The following is a 26,324-nucleotide window of genomic DNA, read 5'->3' as shown; positions in this document are numbered from 1 at the left end:
CCATAACATAGGCGGTTGGGAATATCTGAATATACAATTGAATGAAGTAATAAAACATTCACGGCAGACTCACATGGTCGTCGGAATGGTAAACGACAAAGATATTAACGGCGTACTGGAACTAATGCCCAAAGATGCCTTTTATTATTTCACCCAGGCATCGGTCGCACGAGCTATGCCTGCCACCGACTTTGCAGCGATGGCTGTCAGTCACGGGCTTAGCGGAGTTATCTGCGATAGCGTAGCCGATGCCGTTACACGGGCTTTGGGACGGGCTCACGAAGAGGATACGATCTTTATCGGAGGAAGTACATTTATCGTAGCTGATGCACTTCCCCTCTTTAAGAAAGAAGACAAGTAATATAACTTAATTAAAACAAATATCATGATTGAACAAATTCACCAGAAACTGAGCGACTCAAAAGTAGCTCGATGGAGCGTACTCGCGCTCGTCGCATTTACCATGCTTTGCGGATATTTCCTCACCGACGTGATGGCCCCGCTTAAACCGATGCTGGAAGAACAACTTTCCTGGAACAGTACCGAATACGGCTTCTTCACAAGCGCCTACGGTTGGTTCAATGTCTTCCTTTTCATGTTGATCATCGGGGGTATCGTACTGGATAAGATGGGTGTCCGTTTTACCGGAGTCGGAGCCTGTATTTTAATGATCATCGGTTGTTCACTTAAATATTATGCAATATCCGATTTATTTACCATGGAAGGTGAATTGTTCGGATGGAAAGCCCAGGTAATGGTAGCGGCTCTCGGTTATGCTATCTTCGGTGTGGGTGTGGAAACTGCCGGTATCACCGTTTCCAAGATCATTGTAAGATGGTTCAAGGGTAAAGAAATGGCATTGGCAATGGGTCTGGAAATGGCAACTGCCCGTTTGGGTACAGCACTGGCATTGTCGATCACTGTTCCGGCAGCGAAGTTCTTCGGTAGCATCTCCGCTCCTATCCTGCTTTGCCTTTGTATGTTGTGTATCGGTCTGATCGCATTCCTTGTATTCTGTGTGATGGACCGTAAGCTGGATACTTCTATGAGTGCTGTCGAACAGGCAGAAGAGGAAGAACCGTTCCGTCTGAAAGATATTGGTCTGATCATTTCCAGCAAAGGTTTCTGGTTGATCGCCCTATTGTGCGTATTGTTCTATTCAGCCGTATTCCCATTCCTGAAATATGCAACCGATCTGATGGTCAATAAATATAATGTAAACCCCGACCTGGCCGGTAACATTCCAGCCATCCTGCCTTTCGGTACGATCCTGTTGACACCGTTCTTCGGAAACCTGTACGACCGTAAAGGAAAAGGAGCTACTATCATGATCTACGGTGCATTGATGCTGATCGGTGTTCACCTGCTGTTCACCTTGCCGATCCTCAACGAATGGTGGTTTGCTACCATCGTAATGGTCGTATTAGGTATTGCTTTCTCCCTGGTTCCGTCAGCCATGTGGCCTTCTGTTCCAAAGATCATCCCGGAAAAGCAGTTGGGTACAGCTTATGCCCTGATCTTCTGGGTTCAGAACATCGGATTAAGTATGGTTCCACTTCTGATCGGATGGGTATTGGATACCTATTGCAAGATCGACAACGGTACCGGAAAACCGGCCTACGATTATACGCTACCGATGGCAATCTTTACCTGTTTCGGTGTGTTGGCATTGATCATCGCTTTACTGTTGAAGCGTGAAGATAAGATCAAACATTACGGTCTGGAACAACCCAATATCCAGAGCGATGCCGACAAAGCACGTATCCTCGCAGAAGAAACGATTGCAGAGCCTTAATGAACTAAGGTAAACATAAAAAGTCCCGATATTTTGCTTGAAAAAATATCGGGACTTTTTTTATACTAAAACACTTACATTATTTTAATCTCCGATTATCCATTTACTACCGGGTAAAAACGAAAGAATCTTTGTCGTTACGTAACAGCTAACGAAGGTACTCACCGCAATGCTAGGTATGGCAGCTACAGTCGGCAATGCCAAAGTTTGCTTAAACACTGTTACCCATAATCCAAGCCAAAATATATGCATAAGATACATGCCATAGCTGAGTTTCGACATTTCTGTTATCAGCTTTGGAGCTTTCGGACGATCTATACAAGTAAACATAAGGAATGTACCCGCGGTAAGAAGCACACAGTTGATCGTACAAAAGGCCCATCCTATTTCTATTACGGGAGTAGTATGAAGTTCTCCGGGTATAGCCTGGATATAGAACGAATAGATGGTCAGTGCAGCCCCTACGACCATCAAGACGAATCCTATGGCAAGACGTTTGGAGCGCTCCCAAGTAAGATGAACACGTATATAATGTGCCAGAACAAGATAACCCAGATAACCAGAGAAGTACCACAACATATGGTATTCGTTCCAAAAACACTGCCCCCACACTTCACCGCACCAGCGGTTGAGATACGGCATACAGGTCGTTAACAGGAACAGCCCGATAAAAAAGCGTTCCTCTTTCGCCGTAGCTTTACTCAGCCAGGGCGATATGATAGGAATAAAGAGGTAAAGACTGATCAAAGGATACATAAACCACAAATGCCCCGCCAACGTAGGGAAATTCAGCAATATCCGTGATAAGTCCTTTATTGAAGTTTCTCCATCGATCTGTCCCCACAACATAGGCAAAGTACTGTATAATATCATGAATATGAAAAACGGCGGCAGTATACGAATGCAACGCTGACGGTAGAATTGCCACATAGTTTGCCCCTCCTTCATCGGTGCAAGAAGAAAAGCGGAGACAATCATAAACAAAGGCACTGCCATACGTGAGAAACCATCATACACAGACACCCACAGCCGATCTGCCTCATTGACTAAAAAGGATTGCGGCCCCGCCATGTCTGTGGATCCGGGAGCACCATAAAAGTTTTCACTGGCGTGAACGACCATAACAAGGAAGCAGGCAAACACGCGTACATAGTCTAAAAAAACAATTCGTTTCATTTTCTTGAGTTTTCTGATTGGTATAATATTGAGAATTTCGGTGGCGAAGATAATCAATATTCCGCAAATCAGCTTCTCTTCATTCTCCTAAATAAACGATAAGCCTCAACTCCGCCGCATTAAGGATAAATTTATATCATTTGCTTATAAGGATTATTTTATATACGTTTGTCCATAATATATAATTTAAAGGATCCATTTATGATTTGTTTTCCCAATGCCAAAATAAACCTGGGACTCAACGTCGTTAATAAACGACCGGACGGTTACCATAATATAGAAACCGTATTTTATCCTATTCCGGTGAAAGATGCACTCGAAATCGTGAACGCAGAAGAATTATCTTTCACACAAACAGGGATACAGGTAGATGCTCCGATGGAAAAGAACCTTGTAATAAAAGCATTAAACCTGCTAAAAACACAATATGAAATTCCTCCTCTTGAGATCCATCTGCTTAAAACGATCCCTTTCGGAGCCGGACTAGGTGGCGGATCGGCTGACGCTGCTTTTATGCTGAAACTGCTGAATGACTTCTGCCAACTCAATATTCCAGCGGATGAACTTGAAAAAATAGCCGTTTCCATCGGTGCGGACTGCCCTTTCTTTATCCGTAACACACCGGTATTTGCCAGCGGGACAGGTAATATATTCGAACCTGTCGACCTTTCCCTAAGAGGATATCATTTATGCCTGATAAAACCGGATGTGGCCGTTTCCACTCCCGAAGCCTATTCACTGGTTACCCCGAAAGCTCCGGAAATATCTTTAAAAGAGATCATCCGTAAGCCGATTACAGCATGGAAAGACTTTATGATAAACGATTTCGAGCAAAGCGTGTTCACCAAACATCCGGTTATCGGACAGATAAAAGAGACACTTTATCAGGCTGGTGCCGTATATGCATCTATGTCAGGATCAGGCTCTTCCGTATTCGGACTGTTTGAAAATCCGACTCGTTTGAAGGAACAATTTTCCGGTTGCTTTGTTTGGGAGGGACAATTGACATGAATAAAATAGCCGGTTTCTTCGATGCCCTGGCCGATCGCTGGGACGAACTGTGTTACCACGATCCCGAAAAGATCACCTATATACTGGAACATACCACCTTACATAAAGGACTAAAGATACTAGATGTAGGATGTGGAACAGGCATACTGGAACAATATCTGCTTACTTATTCTCCGACGCATATCACAGGTATAGATATTTCCCCCCGGATGATCGATCAGGCCAGCAGTAAATATGCGGTGAATACGGTCGACTTCCGCAGTATGGATATAATGGATCTGAAAGACGAGCGGTTCGACTTCATCATAGCCTATAGTGTATTTCCCCATTTTGAGCAGCCGGAAAAGTTGATCGCCCATTTGGCCGAACTGCTTACTCCCGGCGGAGAACTCGTGATCTGCCATAGCGAAGGACGCGAATCGATCAACAGCCATCACAACAAACAAGCTAACCGGATCTCATTCGGTCTGCCTCCCGTACGGGAAGTAGCCGCTATGATGGAACCATTCTTCCACATACAGGAAATGGAAGATACCGACAATCTTTATCTGGTCAGCGGCATACGCAATCGATAAAATACAAAATGTAAAAAGGGAGTGCCGACAACCGGTCACTCCCTTCTTCGTATATATCATATAAGAAACTACTTATTTCATATGCGGATTGATTGTATGCCACAAATGAATTTCAGGGATAATACCCATGCCGATCACTTCGTCACGTAATTTACTCAGGTGTACGTAACTTTCCTCCAGTTCTGCATTTTCTTTCGGTGTACCTTCTACTTCTTTATAGAAAATACCGTCTTTGGTAATTTCTGTTTCCATAGCCATCATGATATGATCGAATTTACCGGTATGAACATAAGTTCCGGCAGGCCAACGGAAGGATTCGCCACCCATAGCAGCACGGATCATTTCGATCGACAGGTAAGACGGGCTCTGGAAAGAAGAACGACCGCGAAGTTCAATGATACGTTTTCCTCCTTGTATCACTTTTACCTTCAGGTCTTCCCACTGTTCGTCAGTCAGTTCAGGAGTACCGATCAGGTCCAGTAACGGTTTGCCGTCGACAGTCGCAGTAGATGCAAAAACAGCCATTTGTTCGCCATGTCCTCCATATGTACGGCAACCTTTCACCAGGTTCTGACGGATACCGAAATGTTGTGCCAGTGCTGTTTGCAGACGTGTACTATCCAAAGCCGCCAGCGTACTCACCTGTGAAGGTTTCAGGCCAGAATATAACAAGGTAATCAATCCGGTAATATCAGCCGGGTTAAAGATCACTACCACATGCTTTACATCCGGGCAATAAGAACGGAGATCTTTACCGAACTGGGCTGCAATTTCAGCATTACCTTTTAGTAAGTCTTCACGGGTCATACCTGCTTTACGGGCTGCACCACCGGATGAAACGACATATTTAGCACCTCTTAATGCTTCGCTGATATCAGAAGTAAAAGTGATGTTTGCATATTCAAATCCGGATTGGAACATTTCTTCGGCTACTCCTTCCAAAGCCGGAGCAAAAGGATCGTAAAGACAAATATTAGAGGTTAACCCCATCATTAAAGCTGTCTGGGCCATGTTAGAACCGATCATACCTGCTGCACCTACAATGGTTAGCTTTTCGTCTGTTAATGCTTTCATACTGTATTGTTTTTAAAATAATTATGTCTGCTTGAAGAACACTTATCCTACTGATAATGTTTGCAATGCAATGCTGTTTTTTTTCGACAACAAAGATAAGGGATCGATTCTTTTTATGCCAATCATAAAATACTATCCGCTATAAACAAAAGTTATACTAATTAGCTGGTAACAAACCGTCAATCATTATCATATATAATTATTATCTTTGTACCATGAAAACATTCAGACCTGAAGCCTGGTTGCCTACAACCAAGAAAGAAGTGGATGCCCGTGGATGGGATTATATAGATGTCATTCTTTTTAGCGGAGATGCCTATGTGGATCATCCCTCGTTTGGTGCTGCCGTTATCGGACGTACGCTCGAGGCGATGGGGCTTCGTGTGGCGATTGTTCCGCAACCGGACTGGCGCGGGGATTATCGTGATTTTAAAAAGCTGGGAGTGCCCCGTCTTTTCTTCGGTGTCTCTCCGGGGGCGATGGATTCGATGATTAATCACTATACCGCCAACAAACGGTTACGCAGTGACGACGCCTATACCCCCGATCGCCGGGCCGGTATGCGTCCGGATTATCCAAGCATTGTCTATACCAAAATACTAAAGGAACTCTATCCCGATGTACCGGTCGTACTCGGTGGAATCGAGGCTTCTTTACGCCGGCTGACTCATTACGACTATTGGCAGGACAAACTTCGTCCGGGTATCCTGATAGACAGCCCGGCCGATCTGCTGATTTATGGAATGGGGGAATTACCTCTCAAAGAACTGGTCGCACGCCTGCTAAAAGGAGAATCGTTTAACCAGCTAAGAGATATCCGCCAGACAGCTTACCTGGCTGATAAAGAAGAGAAAAAGCCCGATGACATCGTACTTTTCTCACATGAAGAGTGTTTACGGGATAAATTGAAACAGGCTAAAAACTTCCGGCATATCGAAGAGGAATCGAATAAGTATAATGCCTCCCGCATCCTTCAGCAGGTAGGGAAGCAGACAATTGTAGTCAACCCGCCTTTCCCGCCTATGACGGAAGCCGAAGTGGATGCCTCATTCGATCTTCCTTACACACGCTTACCGCATCCTAAATATAAAGGGAAAACGATACCGGCATTCGAAATGATCAAATTCTCCGTCAACATGCACCGGGGATGTTTCGGCGGTTGCGCTTTCTGTACGATCTCTGCCCATCAGGGAAAGTTCATTGCATCCCGGAGTAAAGAGTCTATCCTGAAGGAAGTAAAAGCGATAACGGAAATGCCCGATTTCAAAGGTAACCTGAGCGACCTGGGAGGCCCTTCGGCTAATATGTATAAGATGAGAGGCAAGGATCAGAGTATCTGCGCCAAATGTAAAAAGCCGTCCTGTATCTCGCCTGTGGTATGTAAGAACCTGAATGCGGATCATACACCGTTACTGGATATTTATAAGGCGGTAGACCGTCTGCCGGGTATTAAACGGTCGTTTATCGGCAGTGGGGTGCGTTACGACCTTCTTTTACACCGTTACGACGATGAAATCGTGAATAAGTCGGCACAAAGCTATACAGAAGAGTTGATTGCCCGTCATGTATCCGGACGTCTGAAGGTAGCCCCCGAACATACGGAAGATAACGTACTGAAGATGATGCGCAAGCCTTCTTTCGAACAATTCGGACAATTCAAAAAGATATTTGACCGTGTTAATAAGCAACAAGGGCTGAACCAACAATTAATTCCTTATTTTATATCAAGCCACCCGGGATGTACGGAAGAGGATATGGCCAGGCTGGCTATCGAAACCAAGAAGTTGCATTTCCAGCTGGAACAGGTGCAAGACTTCACTCCCACACCCATGACACTGGCAACGGAAATGTATTACACGGGCTACCATCCCTATACCCTGGAAAAAGTATATACCGCTCGCACCAAAGAACAGAAACTGGCGCAACGGCAATTTTTCTTCTGGTATAAACCGGAATTCCGCAGGCAAATAACGCAAGCCTTACAGAAGATGGGAAAAAAAGACCTGCTGAATAAACTTTTCGGGCGATAAAACCATTTTTTACTCTTTCCACGCCTTAGTATTACGAATATTTCGTAATATTGCACCTACCTAAATAATACACTATATGGCAAAAGCATTTATCGCAGGAACAATGCTGTTAGCAGTAATATCTGCACACGCACAAAAGGAGTTCACGATCAAAGGAACAATTGCCGGTCTGGAAGACAGTATCCAAATCGGTCTATTCCGCAGTGACGGGCAAGTAATGAGTTCTATTGCTCATGATACGGTTATAAACAATTCCTTCAGTTTCCGGGGACAAACCACCGACAACGAACCGGAAGGGTTGATGATTATCGGACATGGCAAAGGTTTTCCCGGCACAGGGCTGGATGTATGGGTTGCACCGAACACTGTAACTACAGTAAGTGGCAACAACAAACTGCTACGTACCTGGGATGTGTCCAGTACTATCAAAGAACAACAAATACTGAACCGTTACAAAGAGGCGACCTTGGAAGAAACCAATCAGGATCAGGCATTAACCTTGAAAATGACAGAAATATTTCCTCTTCTGCGATCTGGAAATCTTTCAGAGGAGGAAAGCGCCAGACTAAAAAACGAAATGGATGATATTAAAAGAATGCAGGATTCACTTAGACTGATCATTTCCCAAAAAGAAATCGGAATCATGCAGGAAACTCCTATCGAAACGATTTGGATAAACAAGTTGCGCGGACTAAGTATGGAACTCAAATACGTAAAGGATTTTCCTTATAAAGAAGATATTATTGCATTATACAACAAACTGTCTGAGAAAGATAAACAGTCGGCAGTAGGGAAAGAGATCACCGTCTGTCTGTATCCTCCCGTTACAGTGAAGGAAGGCGATGAAATGGCCGATACCGACCTTTACGACCTGCAAGGAAATATTCATCACCTGGCCGACTATAAAGGGAAATATATCCTGATCGATTTCTGGAGCCGCGGATGTGGCCCGTGTATGATGGCTTTACCGGAAATGAAAGAAATATCCGAAACCCAAAAAGATAAAGTAACTGTGATCAGCCTGAGTACGGATACTGAAAAAGGATGGAAAGAAGTCTCGAAGAAAAAAGATATGTCATGGGTAAACCTAAATGACTTTGGAGGAATGAGCGGACTGGCCGCAAAATACAACGTCAGAGGGATCCCTCATTATGTAATCATCTCACCCGATGGTATTATTCTGCATGCATGGAGCGGATATGGCCCGGGATTACTCAAACGTAAACTGAACAAATGGGTAAACAAAGAAAACCGCGTCATGTCTATAAAAAAGGAAGGAAACACAACAATCATCGATCTCCCTATGGAGAAATCGAGCAACACTGAGTCAATCGAGATAAACAGAATAGAACTGACTAATACAGAAACCCTTTTTCAGATGAAAGCTTTTAACGCTCCGGGATACTGGATAACCATAAGTAAAGATACTTATCTGAAAACAGAAGACGGTACACATTATCCCTTAAAATCGGCAGACGGTATCACTCCTGATGAACGTTTCACCATGCCGGAATCCGGAGAATATCCTTTTACCCTGCATTTTCCGGCGTTGCCGGCGGATACGAAAACCGTCGATTTCATCGAAGGAGACTGTGACTCCTGTTTTAAAATTTCAGGACTATCTCTGACTGAAGAATAAGAATATAAAATACTTCTATAAAATAATAAGGGACTTTTGAATTCAAAAGTCCCTTATTATTTAGACAATGATTATCAAGCCTTCACGGCAATCACTTCAATCTCTACCAAACCATTCTTCGGCAGTGTTTTCACGGCTACTGCAGAGCGAGCCGGAAAAGTTCCTTCAAACTGGGAAGCATATACTTCATTCATTGCTACGAAATCGCCCATATCGACAAGAAATACGGTTGTTTTCACCACATCGTCAATACTGTATCCGGCTTCTGCCAGGATAGCCTTTACGTTTTTGAAAGCCTGGGCTGTCTGCTCCTTAACGGCACCTTCCACGAAGTTGCCTGTTGCCGGATCGATACCCAGCTGTCCGGAAGCGAACAGCATATTCCCTATTTGTACTGCCTGGCTGTAAGGGCCTATTGCGGCAGGTGCATTTGTTGTTGCAATTGCTTTTTTCATTGTGTTTATCTTTTAGTTGTTTTGTTCTTCATTCATACGCTGACGTACCACTTCGTAAACAAGAATGGAACTTGCTACCGATACGTTCAACGAACCGATCGTACCGAACTGAGGGATCTTCACCATACTGTCGCAGATACGCAGGTTATCCATCGAAACACCTGTATCTTCCGCTCCCATTACGATAGCAACGGGACCCTCATATTTGATAGCCGTATAGTTCTCGTATGCTTTCTCACTGGCAGCATATACTTTCACTCCGCTTGCCTGCAGGAAACGGATCGCTTCCGAAATGCTCTTCTCTTTACAAACGGGTAATACATGCAAAGCTCCGGCTGAAGTCTTGATAGCATCGGCATTGACCGTAACGCTTCCTTTTGCAGGAATTACAATGGCGTCGACTCCTGCACACTCGCAGGTACGGGCTATCGCACCGAAATTACGGACATCGGTAATTCCATCCAGAAGTACGATGAAAGGGCTTTTCCCTTGCTCATAAACGAACGGTATGATATCTTCCAGACGTTGATAAGTCACAGCCGGAATAAAAGCGATCACTCCCTGATGATTCTTCCGGGTCAAGCGATCCAAACGTTCTGCCGGTACCCGTTGAACTGGAATCTCACGTCCTTTCAACACTTCAAACAGTTCGCGGGAAAGGTCGCCCTGCAGCTCACGCTTTACAAGAATTTTATCTATTTCCTTATCGGCCTGGATAGCCTCTATCACGGCACGTATGCCGAATACCATTTCGTTCTCTTTCATCAGATATATATTAACTGTATTCTTTTAATTGAATGCGGATACAAATATACAAACATTATTTTCTGTTTCGCCCTTCCTTCACGCTTTGAATAAGAAATAATATACCGGTTATGATGAGTGCGGAGGAGAGGCCGGTATAAAAAACAGAAATAAAAGAGTCGGGCAATATGCGGGAATGACGGATTCCTACACCTAAGGTGATCATAAAAATCATCACAATCCAACCTTTTACATCAAAAAAAGAGAAAGGACAATTTTTCTCTCCTTTTTGGGCAATGCGTTTACTATGCTTCCTGAATAAACGCAGAAATACAAAATTAAGAAACAACAAAAAGACAACGACAGCTTCTCCCACCTTAAGCACCATGTAATGGGCATCGTGCATCCACGTTAGAATTCCGATACGCAGAATATTTGCCCCGGCTATGATCCATACACAACCGGCTATAAATAATAATATTTGCTTATTGACTCTGAACATCCGTCTGCTTTTACTGCCATACAAAAGTACGATTTTTAACGATATATCCTAATTCCGACTGACTATGAAGCGTTCTTTTCACTATCTAATTCCTTGATCTCCTTATTGAGGAAGACGGAAAGGACAGTCCTTAAAACAACAATACCGCCAAGGATAGCCAGTTCATCGAGACTGGGCTCCAAGACGGTTTTAAGGATATCGGAGGCAATCAGCAGCTCCAATCCCAATAACAAATAAGTACCTAACTCAGCCCGAAGCCGGCGGATATTGACCGGCGAGTACTGTCCGGTAAACCGCTTCAGTTCATTCACGATGAAAGCGATAAAAGCAACCAATGCCCCGTAAGTAACGATCAGCAAACTTACCACACTGATTATCGTTGCGAGAAGATTCAGAAAATGTGTAAACATGAGTTTATTCTTTATTATTGGAACAAACTCATGTCGATGAAAGTTCTGTTACCGGATTTCAAGTTCTGCGATACACTTCGGAGCGCTTGCTTTCCTGTCGTTTGCTATCTTTTTTATCCTTTTCCTTACGATCTTTGTCTTTCCGGCCTTTATCACGATCTTTCCTGTTGTCGGGCTTATCCTTACTATACCGGTCGTTCTTAGGCCGGGAAGGTCTGTCGTAATGCTGATTATGGTCGGGGCGGTTATTCTTATCCGGACGCCATTGATCGTTGTTATGGTTAGGGCGGTCAGGACGCTGGTTGCGATGACCGGGGCTATCGTATTTACCCGGATACCATTTACCGTCATCAAAACGTCCATTCCATCGTCCATTATTGTATACCCATTCATTATGCCAGTAATGATCTTCATAACGCCAGCAAACATGTGACGGACGGTAATCCGGATAATTAGGATTATTATACCATCCCTGGTAATCGTGGATACGTTGAGGACGTTCGCGAACGTAGCGGACATACAGGCGGAACTGTGAAGGGGAAAGGACGCGCTGCAACTTACGGTCGCGCTCCATACGCAGATTAAATATCTTCTTAGCCGACTGATCCCAGTAACGATAATGTTTACGGGCCTCTTTCTCTATCTTCTGACCATATTTATGAACAATACTATGATAATCAGCTGCTTGCCGTCCATTCAGACGCATTGCCTGCTCCATCCAAAGACAGCTCTGGCAATGTGGTTCATTCCAACCAAAACTGATCCAAAACTGAGCTCGTCCCGGCAAACTACACAATAAAATCAACAAACATATAAAGCTAATCCGTTTCATGACTTTTAGTTTTTAGTTAGTAATTACTACTATGACCAATTCCGGATGAAATGGTTTAACAGGTAAAATCAACGTTTCACCTTCAACAACTCTTTCGCATTGGCAATCGAAGCCCCTGTCAGGGAGGCGCCGCTCAACATACGGGCCACTTCCTTTATACGCTCTTCTTTGTTCAGTTTCCTGATACGGGTAATCGTACGTTCCGTCGTATCTTCCTTATAAACAAAGAAATGCTCTTTACCTTTCGCTGCGATCTGCGGCAAGTGCGTGATAGTGATTACCTGCATTTTCGCACCCAGATCCTGCATAATATCCCCCATTTTATCGGCAATATCCCCGGAAACTCCTGTATCCACTTCATCAAAAATAATTGCAGGAAGAGCAGTAAAACCGGCAATCATTGCCTTTATGCATAACATCAGCCGGGATATTTCACCGCCGGAAGCCGTTTGTGCCACCGGTTGCAGTTCTCCGCTCTTATTGGCAGAGAAGAGAAAACGGATATCGTCCATTCCATCGCTTTCAGGCTCAGGACGGGAAACAAAATCGACGGCAAACCGCACATTCGGCATCCCCAACGGAAGAACCATCTCTACTAATTGCGAAGCGATTGCACGGGAAGCGATCTTACGCTGTTCGCTCAGTACGGCAGCCTGCTGAAGCAGTTCCTGATGAGAGATATCCAACTGTCCCTTTATGGCGTCGATCTGTTCGTCGAACGAGTCGATATCACGTAGTTGTTCCGTATATTTATCTTGTATGGCAATCAACTCTTCCACAGTCGAAACACGATGTTTCTGCTCCAACGTGTAAAGCGTATTCAGACGTTCGTTCACCCAATCCAGGCGTTCGGGACTGAATTCCACATCCTCCTTCAGGACATCGGTTTCGGAAGCCAGGTCGTTCAGGTCGATATAGGCAGACCGCAGACGTTCGGCAATCTCTTTCGCTTTGGGATAATAACGCTCCAACGAGTCGGCAGTAGAAAGCGCCTCTTTTATCAAACGGACACTCCCCTGTTCCTCACCATTCAGCAACTCGGTTATCTTATATAATGAACCTTTGATATCTTCGGCATGCGACAACGTTTCCAACTCCTGCTCCAACTCTTCCTGTTCACCGGCAACCAAACGGGCTTCGGTCAGTTGCTCCAGCTGGAAACGGATATAATCTTCTTCCTGGCGGTTCTGGCCGGCCTTCTCCGTCACTTCCCGCAGCTCTCTTTTCAACGACTGGTAACGCTGGTACTCTTTACGATACAAGATCAACAGGATTTCATTTTCTGCCATTACATCGATCACTTTCAATTGAAAACGATTGTCGCCCAGTAATAAGTTCTGATGTTGTGAGTGGATATCGATCAAACGGCTGCCTAACTCCTTCATTACATTCAGAGAGACGGGCGAGTCGTTTACAAAAGCACGCGATTTACCGGAAGCGAACAATTCCCGGCGAAGGATACAGATCTCCGGATCATACTCCAGGTCATTCGTATGGAAAAACTCTTCCAACTGATACTTGGATACATCGAAGGTTGCCTCGATCACACATTTGTCGGAACCGTTTTTAATGCTCTTACCGTCTGCACGCTGGCCCAGCACCAATGACAAGGCTCCTAAAATAATAGACTTTCCGGCTCCCGTTTCACCGGTTATCACCGAAAAGCCGTTATCGAACTGAATATCCAGACTATCTATTAAGACAAAATTCTGTATAAATAAAGATTTCAGCATAGTTCATTTTTATTTTTTAAGTGCCTCCAAGCGCGTAGTCATTGCCGGATAGAGATTGGAGAGCATCTTATATCCTTCCTGTTTCTCCGTTGTAGTCGCTTTTGAGTAGATAGCTACTATTTCATCCAGTTTAGAATCGGCAAACATCTGCAACAGGACAGAGTTAGGCCGGGTTTTCTTCAACTCCTCCATAACCGGCAGCAGAGAGATGATCGTTGTACGGCCACGATCGGCATTTGCCGCCATTTCATCGAGACCTTTACGGTGATAGTTGTACCACATATCACGGAAAGCCTCTGAGGTGTTATCCGTCAGGGCAGTAGCAAGAGCATGGCGGTTGCGGTCGCTATCGAAAGCCTTCCAGCCGTTCCACGACATCTGTGCCTGCGCCAGGGTTACGATCTGTTGTGCCTGCTGATAGAAAGGATTGCCTCCTTTGGGTGCAAAGCTGTCGAAATCGAGTCCCAGAATGGTATAAATATAGAATACGAGCGTAGCCGTCAGGTTACTGCTCAGAGAGTTTTCCGTATATTCGAACGGTTCGTACTCCGTATAATCGAAATCGAGCTGGGTGTCACGATAGTTCAGCAAGGTGGTGGTATAACTGGAGTTATATACCGGACGACGTGCCTGAACCTGTATTTCAGCTTTGAAGCTATTATCAGAGGGCTTTTCGTTGATGATAATATTAAAAGTACAGTCGATCCGTTCGTTGACAGCAAAGGTGGCATCCGTCCATTTCCGGTTGTTGATGAACTCGGTCAACGCTTTTTCCAGTGTCTCGAACACCGTCATGGTACCCTGGATCTTATCTCTGTTGATTTTGACCTGGGCGTTCAACTCTTGCGCTTCACCGGTAAAAGGTATAGTCCCCAGCAGGAACAGGAATAACAGTCTCTTAATCATTTTCATTTCAATAAAGTTGCCAACTTGTTTACGATATCAGTCGCCACCCCCTGTTTACTTTTCAGTGGATAGCTGGTCGATTCTCCCTTGTTGTCGATAATGGAAATCTTATTGGTATCGCAACGGAAACCGGCACCTGCATCACGAAGTGAATTCAACACGATGAAATCGAGGTTTTTCCGCTTCAACTTGCTTTCCGCATTGGTAGCTTCATTGTTCGTCTCCAATGCAAAACCGACCAACACCTGTCCCTCCCTTTTGATTGCCCCTAAAGAAGCGGCAATGTCCTTGTTAGGCACGAGGTGAAGCGTGATGTCACCTTTACTTTCCCGTTTGATCTTTTCGTCAGCCTGTACCTCCGGACGATAATCGGCCACAGCAGCACATAGGATACCGGCATCAGCCTCCGGATAAGCAGCTATAGCCGCTTTGTACATCTCATCGGCAGATTCCACATCGATCCGGTGTATATTCGGATGAACGGTTGCCAACGATACCGGACCGGCTATCAATGTAACCTCCGCTCCTTGTGCCGCACAGGCTTCCGCCAATGCAAATCCCATCTTTCCGGAAGAATAGTTACCTATAAAACGTACGGGATCAATCTTTTCGTACGTCGGACCGGCTGTTATTACAATCTTTTTTTTTTCAAGTACCGTTTGGGAAGCGAAAAACTCTTCCAGGACAGCGATTATTTTATCCGGTTCCTCCATCCTTCCCTTGCCGACCAGATGACTGGCCAACTCGCCTTCGGCAGGCTCGATGATATGGTTTCCGAACGAACGGAGACGATCCAGATTCTGCTGGGTGGAAGGATGGGCAAACATATCCAGATCCATGGCCGGAGCCACAAATACCGGGGCTTTACATGACAGATAAGTCGTGATCAGCATATTATCTGCAATACCGTTTGCCATCTTGCCGATTGTAGAAGCCGTAGCCGGAGCCACCAACATGGCGTCAGCCCATAATCCCAGATCGACATGACTGTTCCACGAACCGTCGCGGTTAGAGAAGAACTCACTGATAACTGGCTTACTGCTTAAAGCAGAAAGTGTTATCGGTGTAATAAACTCTTTCCCGGCAGGGGTAATTACAACCTGCACTTCGGCTCCTTTCTTAACCAGGGCACGGATAATATAAGCAGCCTTATAAGCAGCTATACTTCCTGTAATTCCCAGTATGATATGTTTACCTCTCAGCATCATTATTATTAGTTCAAATAAACACTCATCCGAAAGGGATTTTAATTTCATTCGGATGAAATCTGATTTTCTTCCGAATGAAATTTATTTTCCTCCCGGATGTATCTTTTTATTTATAAACGCAGCATCAGTATGTCGCGTGTTACCTTACTGTCAATATTATGATGTTCACCCAAATGCCAGCCCTGCTTATCTACCGGGGCAGCCAATGCGTCCAGATCGCTTTCCTTAATGCCGCATTCACCCAAACGGGTTTTCAATCCCATATGACGGAAGAAATCTTCACAGGCAGCAATCGTTTTACGGGCGCGTTCCTCCTCTGTTCCTCCGGTGATACCGAAAACCACTTCACCCATACGTGCCAGCTTTACCTGTTTTTCCTTGAACATATAAGTCATAACTCCCGGCAATAGGATAGCCAATGTCTGTGCATGATCCAAACCGAACTGGGCAGTCAGAGCATATCCCATCCGGTGGGACGACCAGTCCTGAGGCACTCCTTGTCCGATCCATACATTCAACGCATTGGTGGCAGCCCACATCAGATTAGCACGGATATCATAATCGTTCGGATGATCCAGCACTTTCATGCCTTCTTCATAGATCACCTTCATCAGGCCTTCAGAGAAAGCATCCTGTACTTTTGCATTAACGGGATAGGTCAGATATTGTTCAACGACATGGATAAATGAGTCCACAACGCCATTTGCTACTTGTCTGGCAGGTAATGAATAAGTTACTTCCGGATCGAGAATAGCGAATTTCGGGAAGACCAACGGACTGGCAAAATTCAGTTTCTCGCGAGTCTCGACGCGTGAGATGACAGAACGTTCGTTCATTTCCGAACCGGTAGCCGATAAAGTCAAGACAGCACCCAATGGCAATGCCTGTTTTATCACTCCACCTTTCGAAAGAATATCCCAGGGCTCTCCTTCGTAATAATAAGCGGCCGCGATAAATTTGGTAGCATCGATCACCGAACCACCGCCTACGGCCAGCAGAAAGTCAATATTTTTCTCTTTTACGATCTCTACCGCTTTCATACAGGTTTCATAGTGCGGATTTGCTTCGATACCCGGAAATTCCCTTACCTCAAAGCCTTTCAATGCATCCGTCACCTGGTCATAGATACCGTTCTTCTTTATACTTCCGCCTCCATAGACCATCATTACCTTGCTTCCGGCAGGGATCAAAGCGGATAAACGTGCAATCGAGCCTTTCCCGAAGACAACCTTTACAGGATTGGCAAACTCAAAGTTATTCATTGCTGTTATTTCGAATTAAAACCTCTCAATTTGATTTCAGTAAGGATCTTTTTAGTGTTCAGCGGGAAATCACCGTTCATGATCCAGGAATAATAGCCGGGATCTGTTTTCAGTACCTCTTCCACCAGTTTTCCTTTGTATTTACCGAAATTGATCACCTCTTTTCCATCCTCATTATAAATCATACGGCCTGCAAAGTCCACATTGTTCGTGAAGCTGGAATATTTAGAGAGAAAATCGATATCGTTCTGCAAATCTGAATAACGATCCAACTGCGCTTTCAGGATCTCATAAGTTGCCATGGTGTCTGCTTCCGCCGTATGGGCATTTTCCAGGCTCTTGTCACAATAGAACTTATAGGCAGCCGACAACGTACGTTGTTCCATTTTATGAAAAATGGTCTGCACATCGACAAATTTGCGTTTATTCAGATCGATATCCACACCTGCCCGAAGGAATTCTTCTGCCAGCAGAGGAATATCGAACCGGTTGGAGTTATATCCCGCCAGGTCGCAGCCTTCGATCTGTGCAGCCAGCGACTTAGCTATTTCTTTAAAGGTAGGGCAGTCTTTTACATCTTCGTCCGTAATGCCGTGGATAGCGGTCGATTCCGGTGGAATGGGCATTTCCGGATTGATCCTTCTCGTCTTCGTCTCTTCCTTGCCGTTAGGGTGAACCTTTACAAAGGAGATTTCAACGATACGGTCTTTTACTATATTTATACCCGTAGTCTCCAGGTCGAAGAAGACTATCGGGTTCTTTAAGTTTAATTGCATTTTTTATTTGTTAGTCATTCAACATCATCGGCATGAGAAGCATCAGCAGGTCTTCGTTCTCTTCGTTTTCAGCAGGAACGATCAAACCGGCACGTGAGGGATCAGCCAACTCCAGAATCACTTCTTCCGAATTAATGTTACTCAATATTTCAATCAGGTAAGTGGCCTTGAAACCGATGTTCAGTTCTGTTCCGTCAAACTGGCATACTATCTTTTCTTCCGCAGAAGTCGAGAAATCGATATCCTGGGCTGAAACAACCATTTCACTTTCCTTTAGCTGCAACTTAACCAGGCTGCTTGCCGGATTAGAGAAAACAGATACACGTTTCAGGGCATTCAGGAAAGAAACACGGTCAATCGTTACCTTAAACGGGTTTTCCTGCGGAATTACACTGTTATAGTTCGGATAACGGCCTTCAATCAAGCGGCAAACCATTTCAAAGTTCGTACAATTCACATAAGCATTATTGTCATCAAACTTGATACTTACCATTTCAGAACCTTTAGCCAGTACATTCTTCAATAGGTTAGCCGGTTTCTTCGGCAGGATGAAAGATGCTCTTTCAGGCGATTTCACCGACAGGTTACGTAAACGAACCAGTTTATGTCCGTCTGAAGCGACAAAAGTCAGATCATCCGTATGGATGTCGAAATAAACACCGTTCATCACCGGACGAAGCTCGTCGTCGGCTGTCGCAAACAAAGAGCGGCTGATACCGTTGAGCAACATCTGCGATTCGACAGTAATTGCGATCGCATTGTCATTCAGCGGCTTCTGTTGCGGATAGGTATCCCCTTTCTGCCCGATGAAATTGTACTTTCCGTTCTGGAAATGGATAAAGATCTCCAGGTTCTCATCGTTGATATCAAAAGTAAGCGGTTGCTCCGGTAATTCTTTCAAAGGATCGAGCAGTATCTTAGCAGAAACAGCGAAAAGCCCGGTACCTTTTGAATTCATCACCTCAACAGAAGTAACCAGACGTGTTTCAGCATCCGAAGCTGTTATAGTCAGTTTATTACCATCCAGATCGAACAGAAAGCTGTCGAGGATCGGTAAAGAGTTCTTAGACGCAATAACTTTGCTGATAGACTGCAAACGGGATAACAGCGCAGTGCTGGATACATCAAATCTCATGGTTCTTAATTGTTTATATTATTAATTTTATTATTGTACATATTATTTGCGATGCGTCGTAAACGCCCATACAAAAGTAAAAAAATATTTGATTTGGAGCATTATTATATGCGTTCTTTTATCCTTAAAGAAAAGAACAAAAAAGAGGCTCTCCTTTCGGGAGAGCCTCTTTTCGTATTTTATATAGCTAAAAATTATTTCGCGAAATAATCTTTTACCATTTCGTTTGGAACCATTTCTTCCTGGAAGATGTAAGCACCAGTTTTCGGAGACTTAACCATCTTAATTACTTTTGAGTAAGTACGACCGTCACCTTTCTTAAATGTTGCAACTGCTTTTTTTGCCATCGTTTAAAATCTCCTATTACTTAATTTCTTTGTGTAAAGTCATCTTCTTCAGGATCGGATTGTATTTCATCAGCTCCAATCTCTGAGTTGTATTTTTTCTATTCTTTGTAGTGATGTATCTGGATGTACCCGGCATACCACTTTCTTTATGTTCAGTACATTCCATGATTACCTGAACTCTGTTACCTTTTGCTTTCTTTGCCATTTCTTTCTTCCCTCCAAATTAAGCGTTTAAATAACCTTTTTCAGCTGCCTTCTTAATTGCTGCATCTAAGCCCAGCTTATTGATAGTACGCAAGCCTGCGGCTGAAATATTCAGGCTAACCCAACAATCCTGTTCTACCCAGTAGAACTTTTTAGTAAACAGGTTAACATCAAACTTACGTTTCGTTCTTCTCTTAGAGTGAGAAACGTTGTTGCCAACCATTGCTTTCTTTCCGGTAATTTGACAAATTTTAGACATTGCTATCTTCTTTTTTTATTAACGCAATAAATTAATTACAACTCCTGCTATCTGTCTTCCCTTTCCGAACTAGCATCATGATCAGAACGAAGATTCTAATAGAGTTTCTCTCTTTACAGGGCGCAAAGGTAAAAAATATTTTTTATTATTCCATACAAATCTCAAACAAATAATTTCTCTTATTCAAAAAACTCATACATATTGTTATTTGTTTGTTGTATTTCGGTTATAGAAATAATTGAATCAATTGCTATCCCCATTGGCACATTGACACATTGACACATTGGCACATTATCAAGGTTTCCCCAGCACTTCGACAATACAGCTTACCTGTCTGGGGGTCATGATGCGCTACCGGCGATGCCAGCCTGCTTCATTCAGGAGAGCGATCAAGGTGGCGTTTGCCAATACCCAGGACTTCAGGCGACGCGAAGCGGCAGCAGGGGTGAGCATAGGGCTGTAGAGAAGCCCCAGCTCCAGCCAACTGAAACTACGGTTTTTCCATTGCTCCTCCTCATCCTCCGTCCATTCGAAGCCGCGTTTCTTATTTACCTTTTTCATAGCCACCTCCAATCCATTGTTGCCGGACGCCCTTCACGCAGGGAAAGGCCGGCCCGGTGGGCAACCATAACCTCCAGTTGTCGCAACAACTCCTTTCTTTTCCCGGTATCCTTCCTCTCCAATAGCCCCCGTACCAGACCGTCGATCCGGCAGAACAACGCCGTTTCCTCGGGCGAAAACAATTGCTTCCGCATCCTATCGATCCGGGCGACAAACGCCTCTTTTCCCAGTAGCCGGAACAACGAGTCCGGATCCTCCCCGTCGGGAAGGTTGCCACCGACCGCCAGGACACCTTCCCGGCGAAGGGATTCGACAGCCATTGCAGCCGCTTTTCGCCCTGCCACATCGCCATCCAGCAAGATGACCGCTTGCGAAACGTACTTCTTCAGCAAAGCAATATGCCCCGGGCACAAAGCCGTCCCACAAAGCGCCACCGTATTAGTGAATCCCGCGGCATGCATCGTAATCGCATCCTTATACCCTTCTACCAGAAAGACAAAACCGGTCGCTACGATCGCTCTCTTTGCCTGGTGAAGCGCATACAGGTTTTCACTTTTCTTATACCCTCTCGCTTCTGCGGTATTGATATATTTCGCTTCGCCGGGATCGTCCGACTGCTTCCGGGCTGCGAAACCGATCAACCTACCCTCTTCGTCACGGATCGGGAAAATGATGCGGTTGCGCATGGCATACCACTCTTTCGGCACCAGTCCGGGCGAAACGCCAACCTCGAAATCCAGGTAAGAAGGAGTGAGCCCGGAGTTGCCGCAAGCATAAGGCAACAAGCTACGGAGAAACCGGTCGTTGCTCTCGGAAGGGATCTCACACGCTCCTTTCACTTTATCCGGTGGAAGAGTTGCTGCCTCCGGATATTTCGGAACCGTCGGGCGGGAAGGCTCGAAGTGTACTCCCAGCGACACTATTTTCAACGCCTCCGCAAACGAGCATTTCTCCACTCCCATCACCAGCTTGATAACATCCCCATGTTCCCCGCAGGCATAACAGGCAAAGGTCTGCTTCTGCGGGTCGACCGTCAGCGACGGATGATGATCGTCGTGGAACGGACAAAGCCCAGTGAATAACTTGCCGCGACGCGACAACCGGATATACCGTCCGGCCACCTCTTCGATGCGGACAGCGTCTTTTATATGGTTTATTTCTTGTCGATTCATTTTGTTGCCGGTTTTAAGTAATCCGTAATTTTCGTATAGGAACTGTTATAACGGAAACGGGCTATTCCCACCGCGCCGTTCCTGTTCTTCACGATATAGAGTTTGCCTACTCCTGCCAGGCTTTCGCCGCTGCGTTCGTCTTTGACGATACCGTAACGTTCTGGACGGTAAACGAAAAACACACAGTCGGCCACCTGTTCGATGGTTCCCGAGTCGCGCAAATCGCTCATCACCGGGATATGCGCTTTGTCGGCACGCTGGTCGCTGGCACGGTTTACCTGCGAAACGACAAGAACCGGGCAATCGGCATCCAGGGCCAGTTGTTTCAGCTGGGTGATATTGCGTCCCACCACCTGTTCCTGGGTATCGTTCTTCTGACGGATACTGCTCAGCAGATGCAAGTAATCGAGAATGATGAAGTCGCACTCCCCTTTCTTGCTTTTCAGCAACGCTTTCGAACGGATGTCCGACAACGTATTGCAGGCTTTATAGTCGATATAGAGCGGCAAATGTTCCAGTTTACGGCCGGCCTTTTCCAGTGTATCCAGCTCGTGTACCGTCAGTCCGGAAATACGCAGGTGATCGGGATCGACATCCGTTATACCGGCCAGGATACGGTTCAGCATTTGCAGGTTCGACATCTCCAGGCTAAACAGACAGACATGCTTTCCGGCCCGTGCCGCCTGGACAGCCATGTGCAGGGCCACGGCAGTTTTACCGTCGCTCGAATGCCCTGCCAATACGGACAATTCTCCTTTATGGAAACCTCCGGTGACATAGTCGAACTCGGTGATCCCGCTCAACACCCGGTTGCGGTCGTAGGTTCCGGTCAACCGTTCACGGTGCCATTCCAGCGCTTCGACCGACAGTTCTGCTACCGAACGCATCGGTTCGCTCGACGCCGCCTCCTGACGCAGTTCGACCAGCGACTCTTCCGCCTCGGCGATCAGCTGCTCCGGCTCGGCCTCGAAACGACAACTCTTGACATTCAGCATAGCGAACAACTGTGCCAGGCAACGCAACAGATACTGGCGTTTCACCTCCACGGCATAAAGCATCACATTTCCGGCATGACGCACATTCAGCATGGCAGTCAACACGAACGACAGTCCGCCCAGTTCTTTCCACCGCGCCTCGTCCATCCGCCGCATCTCCACTTCTACGGATACCATATCGGGCTGCACCCCCTTTTCGTAGAGGTTCATCACCGCCTGGAAAACGAACCCCAGCGAAGCATCGGCAAACATCTGCCTGTTCAACAGCGCCGACACCAGGCCGGGAGCATCCACGCTGGTCAGCAGACAGCACACCAACGTGCTCTCCACCTCCGACAGCGACAGTTCTTTCCTTTCGTCAACATCCGTTTCCATACGCATCCTCCTTTCCTTCGGCCGAAGGATTCTGCATGCTTCGTCCCCCCATTGCTTTTTCGGCCGCAGCCATAGCTCGTGCGGCAACCTGAGCTTCATCCGTTGCACTCTCTTCTTTCACAAAGAATCCCGAGAAATAATCGTAATTGCAGATCTTGACCCGCGTTCCTCCGGCTATCGGTCCATACTCGATCAGTCCGGCTTGCGACAATTCTTTCAGGTAATACCCCACCGATCCTAAACTAATGTCGGCACGATCGGCCAACTCTCTGTAAGTACCCAGATATTCCCCCCGGTGGCAGGTGTAATAGTTCTTACCCAGCTTCACCGTCCCATCCTTAAAATAACACAAGGAAACCAATGCGATGTACACTCTCCCGAAGAGACGGGATTTCTTTTCGCTTCCGAAAGCGAGGGAAAGTAGCTTTCGAGGCATCTTAACAAATGATTTTCCGAGGTTCTCCAATTTGCATTCTACCCTTTCATCCATAAGGCGTTTTTATTAAGTAAATAATTATACGCTCCGTTGAACGGGTTTTATTTACGGCTAACTTTGTATATCAACATCTACAAGCCACTTCTAAACAGACTTTATACAAACCGGACAGCCTCTCTTATAATATAGTTAGAAGGTATCTTCTTATATAGAATTTATAACAGGCCATTTTCCGCTTTTTTTGTAAACGAAACCCACTCCCTGACGTCAAGAGCAAAATTATCATTTACTTTTCTAAATAAAAAAACTGAATCAAAGGCATTTTCACAACTCAACCACCTGATTTACTGATTATTATTAATTATTTATGCGTTTCTCTTATTCTCAATGTCCTTTTTTGTCTTCTTGACGGCTCCGCAAAGGTCATAAAAAACATCGTCTGCCACCTTCAGCTTGTTACTGATCGTACTAACCTCGTAACCGGTGACAAACACCAGGTCGATATAATCGGCCAGCTCCTCATAAGTACAATCCCCCAGAATCTTGCTACGCGACATGGCCGACATATAAGCGATAAACAGTTCCGGATCCTCCACCCGGATACGTTCGACCGGCCAGCGTCCGGTATCGAAACCACAATATTTCAGGATCACTGCACGATTCTCATTCCGGAAAATTGTTCCCAGATGATTCCATGTTTTCAACTCTCTGATCTCCGGTTCTCCCAGAAACCAGGTCATCAACATTATATCACGCTCCTTATCCGGCTGTTTATCCAGCCACTCCATCAAAGGTTTGAGCAACAAATGTGCCCCTGCTATTGCCCTGATCTTTTTTTAAAAGACGAATCATCTTTGCTATATTTAAATCACTAATTAAATTATTCATTTTACCGATATTTTACATTGCAAATCCGGCAATTAAGTTGTGAAATACCCTATATCCTCTTTCTTCGAAACATATATATTTCGTTTGCAAAACATATATGTTTCTCTTGTTAAACACGCCTGTTTTACCCTTTATATTTATCTCTTTTTTCTCCAAAAACAACTGTCTTTATCCTCTTCTACCTGTCACTATCTGCTTCTAACCGGCAGGTCGTTTTCAGCCTGACTTACCTTTGTAATGTTATCGATAGCCAACAATTATTCATTATTAATTTCCAGATTATGCCATTAAAGTTCCGACTAATCAAAAGAAAAGACATGAGCAAAGATGCGGCCGAAGGCGCCGAACTTTACTATGCACAAACCAGCATCACAAAGAAAGTGGATTTGAACCGCATTTGCAACCGTATCAGCAAATATAGTACCGCCAGCCGTGGCGACGTTCTGCTGGTACTCGACGGCCTGTTGTCCGTCATGAATGAATCGCTGGCCGACGGCGAATCGATCCATCTGGGTGATTTCGGTAGTTTCCGTATGGTTGCCGGTAGCAAGGGAGCCTCTACGGAAAAGGATTTCAATACCTCTATGTTCAACCGTGCCCATATCGTTTTCTATCCCGGCACGATGCTGACAGACACCATCCGTAATGCCAGTTTTGAGAAATATGTCGTTCCCGGCAGCGACAGCAACACCCCGGGAGGCGGCAGTGGCAGTGAAGACGATCGTCCGGTAATAGAATAGTAAATTATGCAAAAAGAAGAATTCATCAAACAGTATCATTCTCCCGCCCGGAAGGCGGGAGAATGTTTCGGGATCAATCCCGTCGTTATCCTGGCACAGTCGGCCATCGAAACCGGCTGGGGCGAAAGTACACTGGCGAAGGAGCATAACAACTTTTTCGGTATCACAGCTTTCGGCCGTCCCAACGCTTTCTGGAAAGGCCCGAAGACCGACCTTTCCGAGAACGGTGGTATCCCTTCCCTCTGGTTCCGCAAATACGAAACCCCGGAAGACAGCTTCATGGACTATGCCCGTCTGATCCATACCGCTTACCCGGTAGCCGCCTCTGTCAGCCACTCTCCTTCGGCCTTCGCCAAAGAGATCGCTTACAGCAAATACATCAGCGAAGTAAACGGCGACAACCGTGCCGCCTACAGAAGGATGTTGGTGTCGATCAGTGGGTTTGTTGAAAAGCTCCTTTTATCACAATCATTATTCAATCATTAATTTTTAATCAATCATGAAAATCCTTGAAACAATTCTCAGCTTTCTCACCGGCCTTGCCCGGATCATTTTTCCCCGCAAGCAAAGACCGGCAGCCGATGGTTGCCCCTGTCCCCATCCCTACCCTCGTCCTCTTCCTGATGGCGATCACCCTGCTGTCTCTCCTGATGGAGCAGACGGAAGTGACCCTGACAGCGATCGGAGCGATACTCTCGCTCTCCGGCAGGGCGACTGGGGAACAAAACAACAAGTCGAACCCATAGACCTAGCCGGTTACAGCCTGATGGCTGCGGGACTGATCGGCGGTCTGTACAAATTATTTACCGCATGAGCAACAAAGAAAACTACCACAGCATGATCCTCCGCAACAAAGCGGCCGGATATGCCATCTATGACTGCTTATTGAAAGTTTACCGGAAACATTTCGACAGTATGGACACTTCCGGTATCACCGCCCGCGACATCTCCCTGATCAGCCAGAAACTCCTGGTCAGCGAACGCTGGATCCGCCATATCTTATGTAAATACCACCTGTTCTTCGTTATCGTCGACGAGTATTTCCCGGAAGAGGGATGGGGAGATACAGGGATGAATATTTAAT

General features: G+C 45.5%; 30 protein-coding genes and 1 pseudogene. 10 read left to right on the top strand and 21 right to left on the bottom strand.

The window, feature by feature from the left end:
* Together QZ076_RS08070 and QZ076_RS08065 are read left to right on the top strand one after the other, a co-directional pair.
* Window positions 1–361, top strand: a pseudogene (locus tag QZ076_RS08070) (bifunctional folylpolyglutamate synthase/dihydrofolate synthase); the annotation flags it as partial.
* A gap of 24 nt (window positions 362–385) precedes the next feature.
* Window positions 386–1,795: an MFS transporter gene (locus QZ076_RS08065; RefSeq protein WP_293712218.1), complete on the top strand. Its 1,410-nt coding sequence runs from the start codon at window positions 386–388 to the stop codon at window positions 1,793–1,795.
* 84 nt (window positions 1,796–1,879) lie between these two features.
* Here the strand turns inward: QZ076_RS08065 and QZ076_RS08060 are convergent, their stop codons facing one another.
* Complete coding sequence (locus tag QZ076_RS08060) at window positions 1,880–2,971, bottom strand: acyltransferase (RefSeq protein WP_293712216.1); 1,092 nt, start codon at window positions 2,969–2,971, stop codon at window positions 1,880–1,882.
* 201 nt (window positions 2,972–3,172) lie between these two features.
* Between QZ076_RS08060 and ispE the strand changes: the two genes are divergently transcribed.
* Window positions 3,173–3,982 carry a 4-(cytidine 5'-diphospho)-2-C-methyl-D-erythritol kinase gene (ispE, locus tag QZ076_RS08055; protein WP_293712214.1) on the top strand — a complete coding sequence of 270 codons (810 nt, stop codon included), beginning with the start codon at window positions 3,173–3,175 and terminating at the stop codon, window positions 3,980–3,982.
* Window positions 3,979–4,557, top strand: a complete 579-nt coding sequence (locus tag QZ076_RS08050; protein ID WP_293712212.1) for a class I SAM-dependent methyltransferase — start codon at window positions 3,979–3,981, stop codon at window positions 4,555–4,557. The genes ispE and QZ076_RS08050 overlap by 4 nt, the downstream gene beginning before the upstream one ends.
* A gap of 72 nt (window positions 4,558–4,629) precedes the next feature.
* Here QZ076_RS08050 and QZ076_RS08045 read toward each other — a convergent pair whose 3' ends face one another.
* The gene (locus QZ076_RS08045) at window positions 4,630–5,631 is read right to left on the bottom strand and encodes a malate dehydrogenase (protein WP_293712209.1); all 1,002 of its coding nucleotides are present in this window, start codon (window positions 5,629–5,631) and stop codon (window positions 4,630–4,632) included.
* Window positions 5,632–5,846: 215 nt separating this feature from the next.
* Here QZ076_RS08045 and QZ076_RS08040 point away from each other — a divergent pair, with 215 nt between their 5' ends.
* On the top strand, window positions 5,847–7,661 hold the full coding sequence (locus tag QZ076_RS08040; protein ID WP_293712206.1) for a YgiQ family radical SAM protein: 1,815 nt from the start codon (window positions 5,847–5,849) through the stop codon (window positions 7,659–7,661).
* 76 nt (window positions 7,662–7,737) lie between these two features.
* The gene (locus QZ076_RS08035) at window positions 7,738–9,300 is read left to right on the top strand and encodes a TlpA disulfide reductase family protein (RefSeq protein WP_293712204.1); all 1,563 of its coding nucleotides are present in this window, start codon (window positions 7,738–7,740) and stop codon (window positions 9,298–9,300) included.
* Window positions 9,301–9,374: 74 nt separating this feature from the next.
* Here the strand turns inward: QZ076_RS08035 and QZ076_RS08030 are convergent, their stop codons facing one another.
* The 19 genes from QZ076_RS08030 to QZ076_RS07940 all read right to left on the bottom strand — a co-directional run bounded on the left by QZ076_RS08030 (window position 9,375) and on the right by QZ076_RS07940 (window position 24,400).
* Complete coding sequence (locus QZ076_RS08030; protein ID WP_293712202.1) at window positions 9,375–9,755, bottom strand: RidA family protein; 381 nt, start codon at window positions 9,753–9,755, stop codon at window positions 9,375–9,377.
* 12 nt (window positions 9,756–9,767) lie between these two features.
* On the bottom strand, window positions 9,768–10,520 hold the full coding sequence (rlmB, locus tag QZ076_RS08025) for a 23S rRNA (guanosine(2251)-2'-O)-methyltransferase RlmB (protein WP_293712199.1): 753 nt from the start codon (window positions 10,518–10,520) through the stop codon (window positions 9,768–9,770).
* A gap of 55 nt (window positions 10,521–10,575) precedes the next feature.
* Window positions 10,576–11,001, bottom strand: a complete 426-nt coding sequence (locus QZ076_RS08020; RefSeq protein WP_293712196.1) for a hypothetical protein — start codon at window positions 10,999–11,001, stop codon at window positions 10,576–10,578.
* A 62-nt stretch (window positions 11,002–11,063) separates the two neighbouring features.
* Window positions 11,064–11,411, bottom strand: a complete 348-nt coding sequence (locus tag QZ076_RS08015; RefSeq protein WP_293712193.1) for a DUF1622 domain-containing protein — start codon at window positions 11,409–11,411, stop codon at window positions 11,064–11,066.
* A gap of 58 nt (window positions 11,412–11,469) precedes the next feature.
* The gene (locus QZ076_RS08010) at window positions 11,470–12,243 is read right to left on the bottom strand and encodes a hypothetical protein (RefSeq protein WP_293712190.1); all 774 of its coding nucleotides are present in this window, start codon (window positions 12,241–12,243) and stop codon (window positions 11,470–11,472) included.
* Window positions 12,244–12,311: 68 nt separating this feature from the next.
* Window positions 12,312–13,976 (bottom strand): DNA repair protein RecN, encoded by a 1,665-nt coding sequence (gene recN / locus QZ076_RS08005; RefSeq protein ID WP_293712187.1) that lies wholly within the window; start codon window positions 13,974–13,976, stop codon window positions 12,312–12,314.
* Window positions 13,977–13,985: 9 nt separating this feature from the next.
* Window positions 13,986–14,888 (bottom strand): DUF4835 family protein, encoded by a 903-nt coding sequence (locus QZ076_RS08000; protein WP_293712184.1) that lies wholly within the window; start codon window positions 14,886–14,888, stop codon window positions 13,986–13,988.
* Window positions 14,885–16,087: a bifunctional phosphopantothenoylcysteine decarboxylase/phosphopantothenate--cysteine ligase CoaBC gene (coaBC, locus tag QZ076_RS07995; protein WP_293712222.1), complete on the bottom strand. Its 1,203-nt coding sequence runs from the start codon at window positions 16,085–16,087 to the stop codon at window positions 14,885–14,887. Before coaBC ends, QZ076_RS08000 begins: the two co-directional genes overlap by 4 nt.
* A 113-nt stretch (window positions 16,088–16,200) precedes the next feature.
* The gene (locus tag QZ076_RS07990) at window positions 16,201–17,352 is read right to left on the bottom strand and encodes an iron-containing alcohol dehydrogenase (protein WP_293712181.1); all 1,152 of its coding nucleotides are present in this window, start codon (window positions 17,350–17,352) and stop codon (window positions 16,201–16,203) included.
* 5 nt (window positions 17,353–17,357) lie between these two features.
* On the bottom strand, window positions 17,358–18,128 hold the full coding sequence (locus QZ076_RS07985) for a 3'-5' exonuclease (RefSeq protein WP_293712178.1): 771 nt from the start codon (window positions 18,126–18,128) through the stop codon (window positions 17,358–17,360).
* A gap of 10 nt (window positions 18,129–18,138) precedes the next feature.
* Window positions 18,139–19,263, bottom strand: coding sequence for a DNA polymerase III subunit beta (gene dnaN, locus QZ076_RS07980; RefSeq protein ID WP_129733466.1), 1,125 nt, complete (start codon window positions 19,261–19,263; stop codon window positions 18,139–18,141).
* 194 nt (window positions 19,264–19,457) lie between these two features.
* The gene (locus tag QZ076_RS07975) at window positions 19,458–19,610 is read right to left on the bottom strand and encodes a DUF4295 domain-containing protein (RefSeq protein ID WP_081693391.1); all 153 of its coding nucleotides are present in this window, start codon (window positions 19,608–19,610) and stop codon (window positions 19,458–19,460) included.
* A gap of 16 nt (window positions 19,611–19,626) precedes the next feature.
* Window positions 19,627–19,815, bottom strand: a complete 189-nt coding sequence (rpmG, locus tag QZ076_RS07970) for a 50S ribosomal protein L33 (protein WP_007657199.1) — start codon at window positions 19,813–19,815, stop codon at window positions 19,627–19,629.
* 18 nt (window positions 19,816–19,833) lie between these two features.
* A complete protein-coding gene (rpmB, locus tag QZ076_RS07965; RefSeq protein WP_005638129.1) occupies window positions 19,834–20,073 on the bottom strand; it encodes a 50S ribosomal protein L28 in 240 nt (79 codons plus the stop codon).
* A 351-nt stretch (window positions 20,074–20,424) separates the two neighbouring features.
* A complete protein-coding gene (locus tag QZ076_RS07960; protein WP_293712171.1) occupies window positions 20,425–20,634 on the bottom strand; it encodes a DUF4248 domain-containing protein in 210 nt (69 codons plus the stop codon).
* Entirely contained in the window at window positions 20,631–21,806 is a 1,176-nt protein-coding gene (locus QZ076_RS07955) for a CHC2 zinc finger domain-containing protein (protein WP_293712168.1), read from the bottom strand. Before QZ076_RS07955 ends, QZ076_RS07960 begins: the two co-directional genes overlap by 4 nt.
* Window positions 21,803–23,176 (bottom strand): DnaB-like helicase C-terminal domain-containing protein, encoded by a 1,374-nt coding sequence (locus QZ076_RS07950; RefSeq protein ID WP_293712165.1) that lies wholly within the window; start codon window positions 23,174–23,176, stop codon window positions 21,803–21,805. The genes QZ076_RS07955 and QZ076_RS07950 overlap by 4 nt, the downstream gene beginning before the upstream one ends.
* Entirely contained in the window at window positions 23,160–23,666 is a 507-nt protein-coding gene (locus tag QZ076_RS07945; protein ID WP_293712162.1) for a winged helix-turn-helix domain-containing protein, read from the bottom strand. The genes QZ076_RS07950 and QZ076_RS07945 overlap by 17 nt, the downstream gene beginning before the upstream one ends.
* Window positions 23,667–23,977: 311 nt before the next feature.
* Entirely contained in the window at window positions 23,978–24,400 is a 423-nt protein-coding gene (locus QZ076_RS07940) for a hypothetical protein (RefSeq protein ID WP_293712159.1), read from the bottom strand.
* Between the two features lie 381 nt (window positions 24,401–24,781).
* Here QZ076_RS07940 and QZ076_RS07935 point away from each other — a divergent pair, with 381 nt between their 5' ends.
* The 4 genes from QZ076_RS07935 to QZ076_RS07920 are packed head-to-tail and all read left to right on the top strand — an operon-like array spanning window position 24,782 to window position 26,323.
* Window positions 24,782–25,240 carry an HU family DNA-binding protein gene (locus tag QZ076_RS07935; protein ID WP_293712157.1) on the top strand — a complete coding sequence of 153 codons (459 nt, stop codon included), beginning with the start codon at window positions 24,782–24,784 and terminating at the stop codon, window positions 25,238–25,240.
* A 6-nt stretch (window positions 25,241–25,246) separates the two neighbouring features.
* A complete protein-coding gene (locus tag QZ076_RS07930) occupies window positions 25,247–25,726 on the top strand; it encodes a glucosaminidase domain-containing protein (protein WP_293712155.1) in 480 nt (159 codons plus the stop codon).
* Window positions 25,727–25,739: 13 nt separating this feature from the next.
* Complete coding sequence (locus QZ076_RS07925; RefSeq protein ID WP_293712152.1) at window positions 25,740–26,054, top strand: hypothetical protein; 315 nt, start codon at window positions 25,740–25,742, stop codon at window positions 26,052–26,054.
* The gene (locus QZ076_RS07920; RefSeq protein WP_293712149.1) at window positions 26,051–26,323 is read left to right on the top strand and encodes a hypothetical protein; all 273 of its coding nucleotides are present in this window, start codon (window positions 26,051–26,053) and stop codon (window positions 26,321–26,323) included. The genes QZ076_RS07925 and QZ076_RS07920 overlap by 4 nt, the downstream gene beginning before the upstream one ends.
* The last annotated feature ends 1 nt before the right edge of the window (window position 26,324 follow it).

It is taken from the genome of uncultured Parabacteroides sp., from assembly GCF_905196875.1.
Lineage (GTDB): Bacteria > Bacteroidota > Bacteroidia > Bacteroidales > Tannerellaceae > Parabacteroides.
This window is presented reverse-complemented; position numbering and strand designations above follow the sequence as displayed.

What these genes read in the sequence shown, in the direction of transcription:
- QZ076_RS08065 (WP_293712218.1), top strand. Translation starts at nt 386, where the DNA reads ATGATTGAACAAATTCACCAGAAACTGAGCGACTCAAAAGTAGCTCGA.
- QZ076_RS08060 (WP_293712216.1), bottom strand. Translation starts at nt 2,971, where the DNA reads ATGAAACGAATTGTTTTTTTAGACTATGTACGCGTGTTTGCCTGCTTC.
- ispE (WP_293712214.1), top strand. Translation starts at nt 3,173, where the DNA reads ATGATTTGTTTTCCCAATGCCAAAATAAACCTGGGACTCAACGTCGTT.
- QZ076_RS08050 (WP_293712212.1), top strand. Translation starts at nt 3,979, where the DNA reads ATGAATAAAATAGCCGGTTTCTTCGATGCCCTGGCCGATCGCTGGGAC.
- QZ076_RS08045 (WP_293712209.1), bottom strand. Translation starts at nt 5,631, where the DNA reads ATGAAAGCATTAACAGACGAAAAGCTAACCATTGTAGGTGCAGCAGGT.
- QZ076_RS08040 (WP_293712206.1), top strand. Translation starts at nt 5,847, where the DNA reads ATGAAAACATTCAGACCTGAAGCCTGGTTGCCTACAACCAAGAAAGAA.
- QZ076_RS08035 (WP_293712204.1), top strand. Translation starts at nt 7,738, where the DNA reads ATGGCAAAAGCATTTATCGCAGGAACAATGCTGTTAGCAGTAATATCT.
- QZ076_RS08030 (WP_293712202.1), bottom strand. Translation starts at nt 9,755, where the DNA reads ATGAAAAAAGCAATTGCAACAACAAATGCACCTGCCGCAATAGGCCCT.
- rlmB (WP_293712199.1), bottom strand. Translation starts at nt 10,520, where the DNA reads ATGAAAGAGAACGAAATGGTATTCGGCATACGTGCCGTGATAGAGGCT.
- QZ076_RS08020 (WP_293712196.1), bottom strand. Translation starts at nt 11,001, where the DNA reads ATGTTCAGAGTCAATAAGCAAATATTATTATTTATAGCCGGTTGTGTA.
- QZ076_RS08015 (WP_293712193.1), bottom strand. Translation starts at nt 11,411, where the DNA reads ATGTTTACACATTTTCTGAATCTTCTCGCAACGATAATCAGTGTGGTA.
- QZ076_RS08010 (WP_293712190.1), bottom strand. Translation starts at nt 12,243, where the DNA reads ATGAAACGGATTAGCTTTATATGTTTGTTGATTTTATTGTGTAGTTTG.
- recN (WP_293712187.1), bottom strand. Translation starts at nt 13,976, where the DNA reads ATGCTGAAATCTTTATTTATACAGAATTTTGTCTTAATAGATAGTCTG.
- QZ076_RS08000 (WP_293712184.1), bottom strand. Translation starts at nt 14,888, where the DNA reads ATGAAAATGATTAAGAGACTGTTATTCCTGTTCCTGCTGGGGACTATA.
- coaBC (WP_293712222.1), bottom strand. Translation starts at nt 16,087, where the DNA reads ATGCTGAGAGGTAAACATATCATACTGGGAATTACAGGAAGTATAGCT.
- QZ076_RS07990 (WP_293712181.1), bottom strand. Translation starts at nt 17,352, where the DNA reads ATGAATAACTTTGAGTTTGCCAATCCTGTAAAGGTTGTCTTCGGGAAA.
- QZ076_RS07985 (WP_293712178.1), bottom strand. Translation starts at nt 18,128, where the DNA reads ATGCAATTAAACTTAAAGAACCCGATAGTCTTCTTCGACCTGGAGACT.
- dnaN (WP_129733466.1), bottom strand. Translation starts at nt 19,263, where the DNA reads ATGAGATTTGATGTATCCAGCACTGCGCTGTTATCCCGTTTGCAGTCT.
- QZ076_RS07975 (WP_081693391.1), bottom strand. Translation starts at nt 19,610, where the DNA reads ATGGCAAAAAAAGCAGTTGCAACATTTAAGAAAGGTGACGGTCGTACT.
- rpmG (WP_007657199.1), bottom strand. Translation starts at nt 19,815, where the DNA reads ATGGCAAAGAAAGCAAAAGGTAACAGAGTTCAGGTAATCATGGAATGT.
- rpmB (WP_005638129.1), bottom strand. Translation starts at nt 20,073, where the DNA reads ATGTCTAAAATTTGTCAAATTACCGGAAAGAAAGCAATGGTTGGCAAC.
- QZ076_RS07960 (WP_293712171.1), bottom strand. Translation starts at nt 20,634, where the DNA reads ATGAAAAAGGTAAATAAGAAACGCGGCTTCGAATGGACGGAGGATGAG.
- QZ076_RS07955 (WP_293712168.1), bottom strand. Translation starts at nt 21,806, where the DNA reads ATGAATCGACAAGAAATAAACCATATAAAAGACGCTGTCCGCATCGAA.
- QZ076_RS07950 (WP_293712165.1), bottom strand. Translation starts at nt 23,176, where the DNA reads ATGGAAACGGATGTTGACGAAAGGAAAGAACTGTCGCTGTCGGAGGTG.
- QZ076_RS07945 (WP_293712162.1), bottom strand. Translation starts at nt 23,666, where the DNA reads ATGGATGAAAGGGTAGAATGCAAATTGGAGAACCTCGGAAAATCATTT.
- QZ076_RS07940 (WP_293712159.1), bottom strand. Translation starts at nt 24,400, where the DNA reads ATGGAGTGGCTGGATAAACAGCCGGATAAGGAGCGTGATATAATGTTG.
- QZ076_RS07935 (WP_293712157.1), top strand. Translation starts at nt 24,782, where the DNA reads ATGCCATTAAAGTTCCGACTAATCAAAAGAAAAGACATGAGCAAAGAT.
- QZ076_RS07930 (WP_293712155.1), top strand. Translation starts at nt 25,247, where the DNA reads ATGCAAAAAGAAGAATTCATCAAACAGTATCATTCTCCCGCCCGGAAG.
- QZ076_RS07925 (WP_293712152.1), top strand. Translation starts at nt 25,740, where the DNA reads ATGAAAATCCTTGAAACAATTCTCAGCTTTCTCACCGGCCTTGCCCGG.
- QZ076_RS07920 (WP_293712149.1), top strand. Translation starts at nt 26,051, where the DNA reads ATGAGCAACAAAGAAAACTACCACAGCATGATCCTCCGCAACAAAGCG.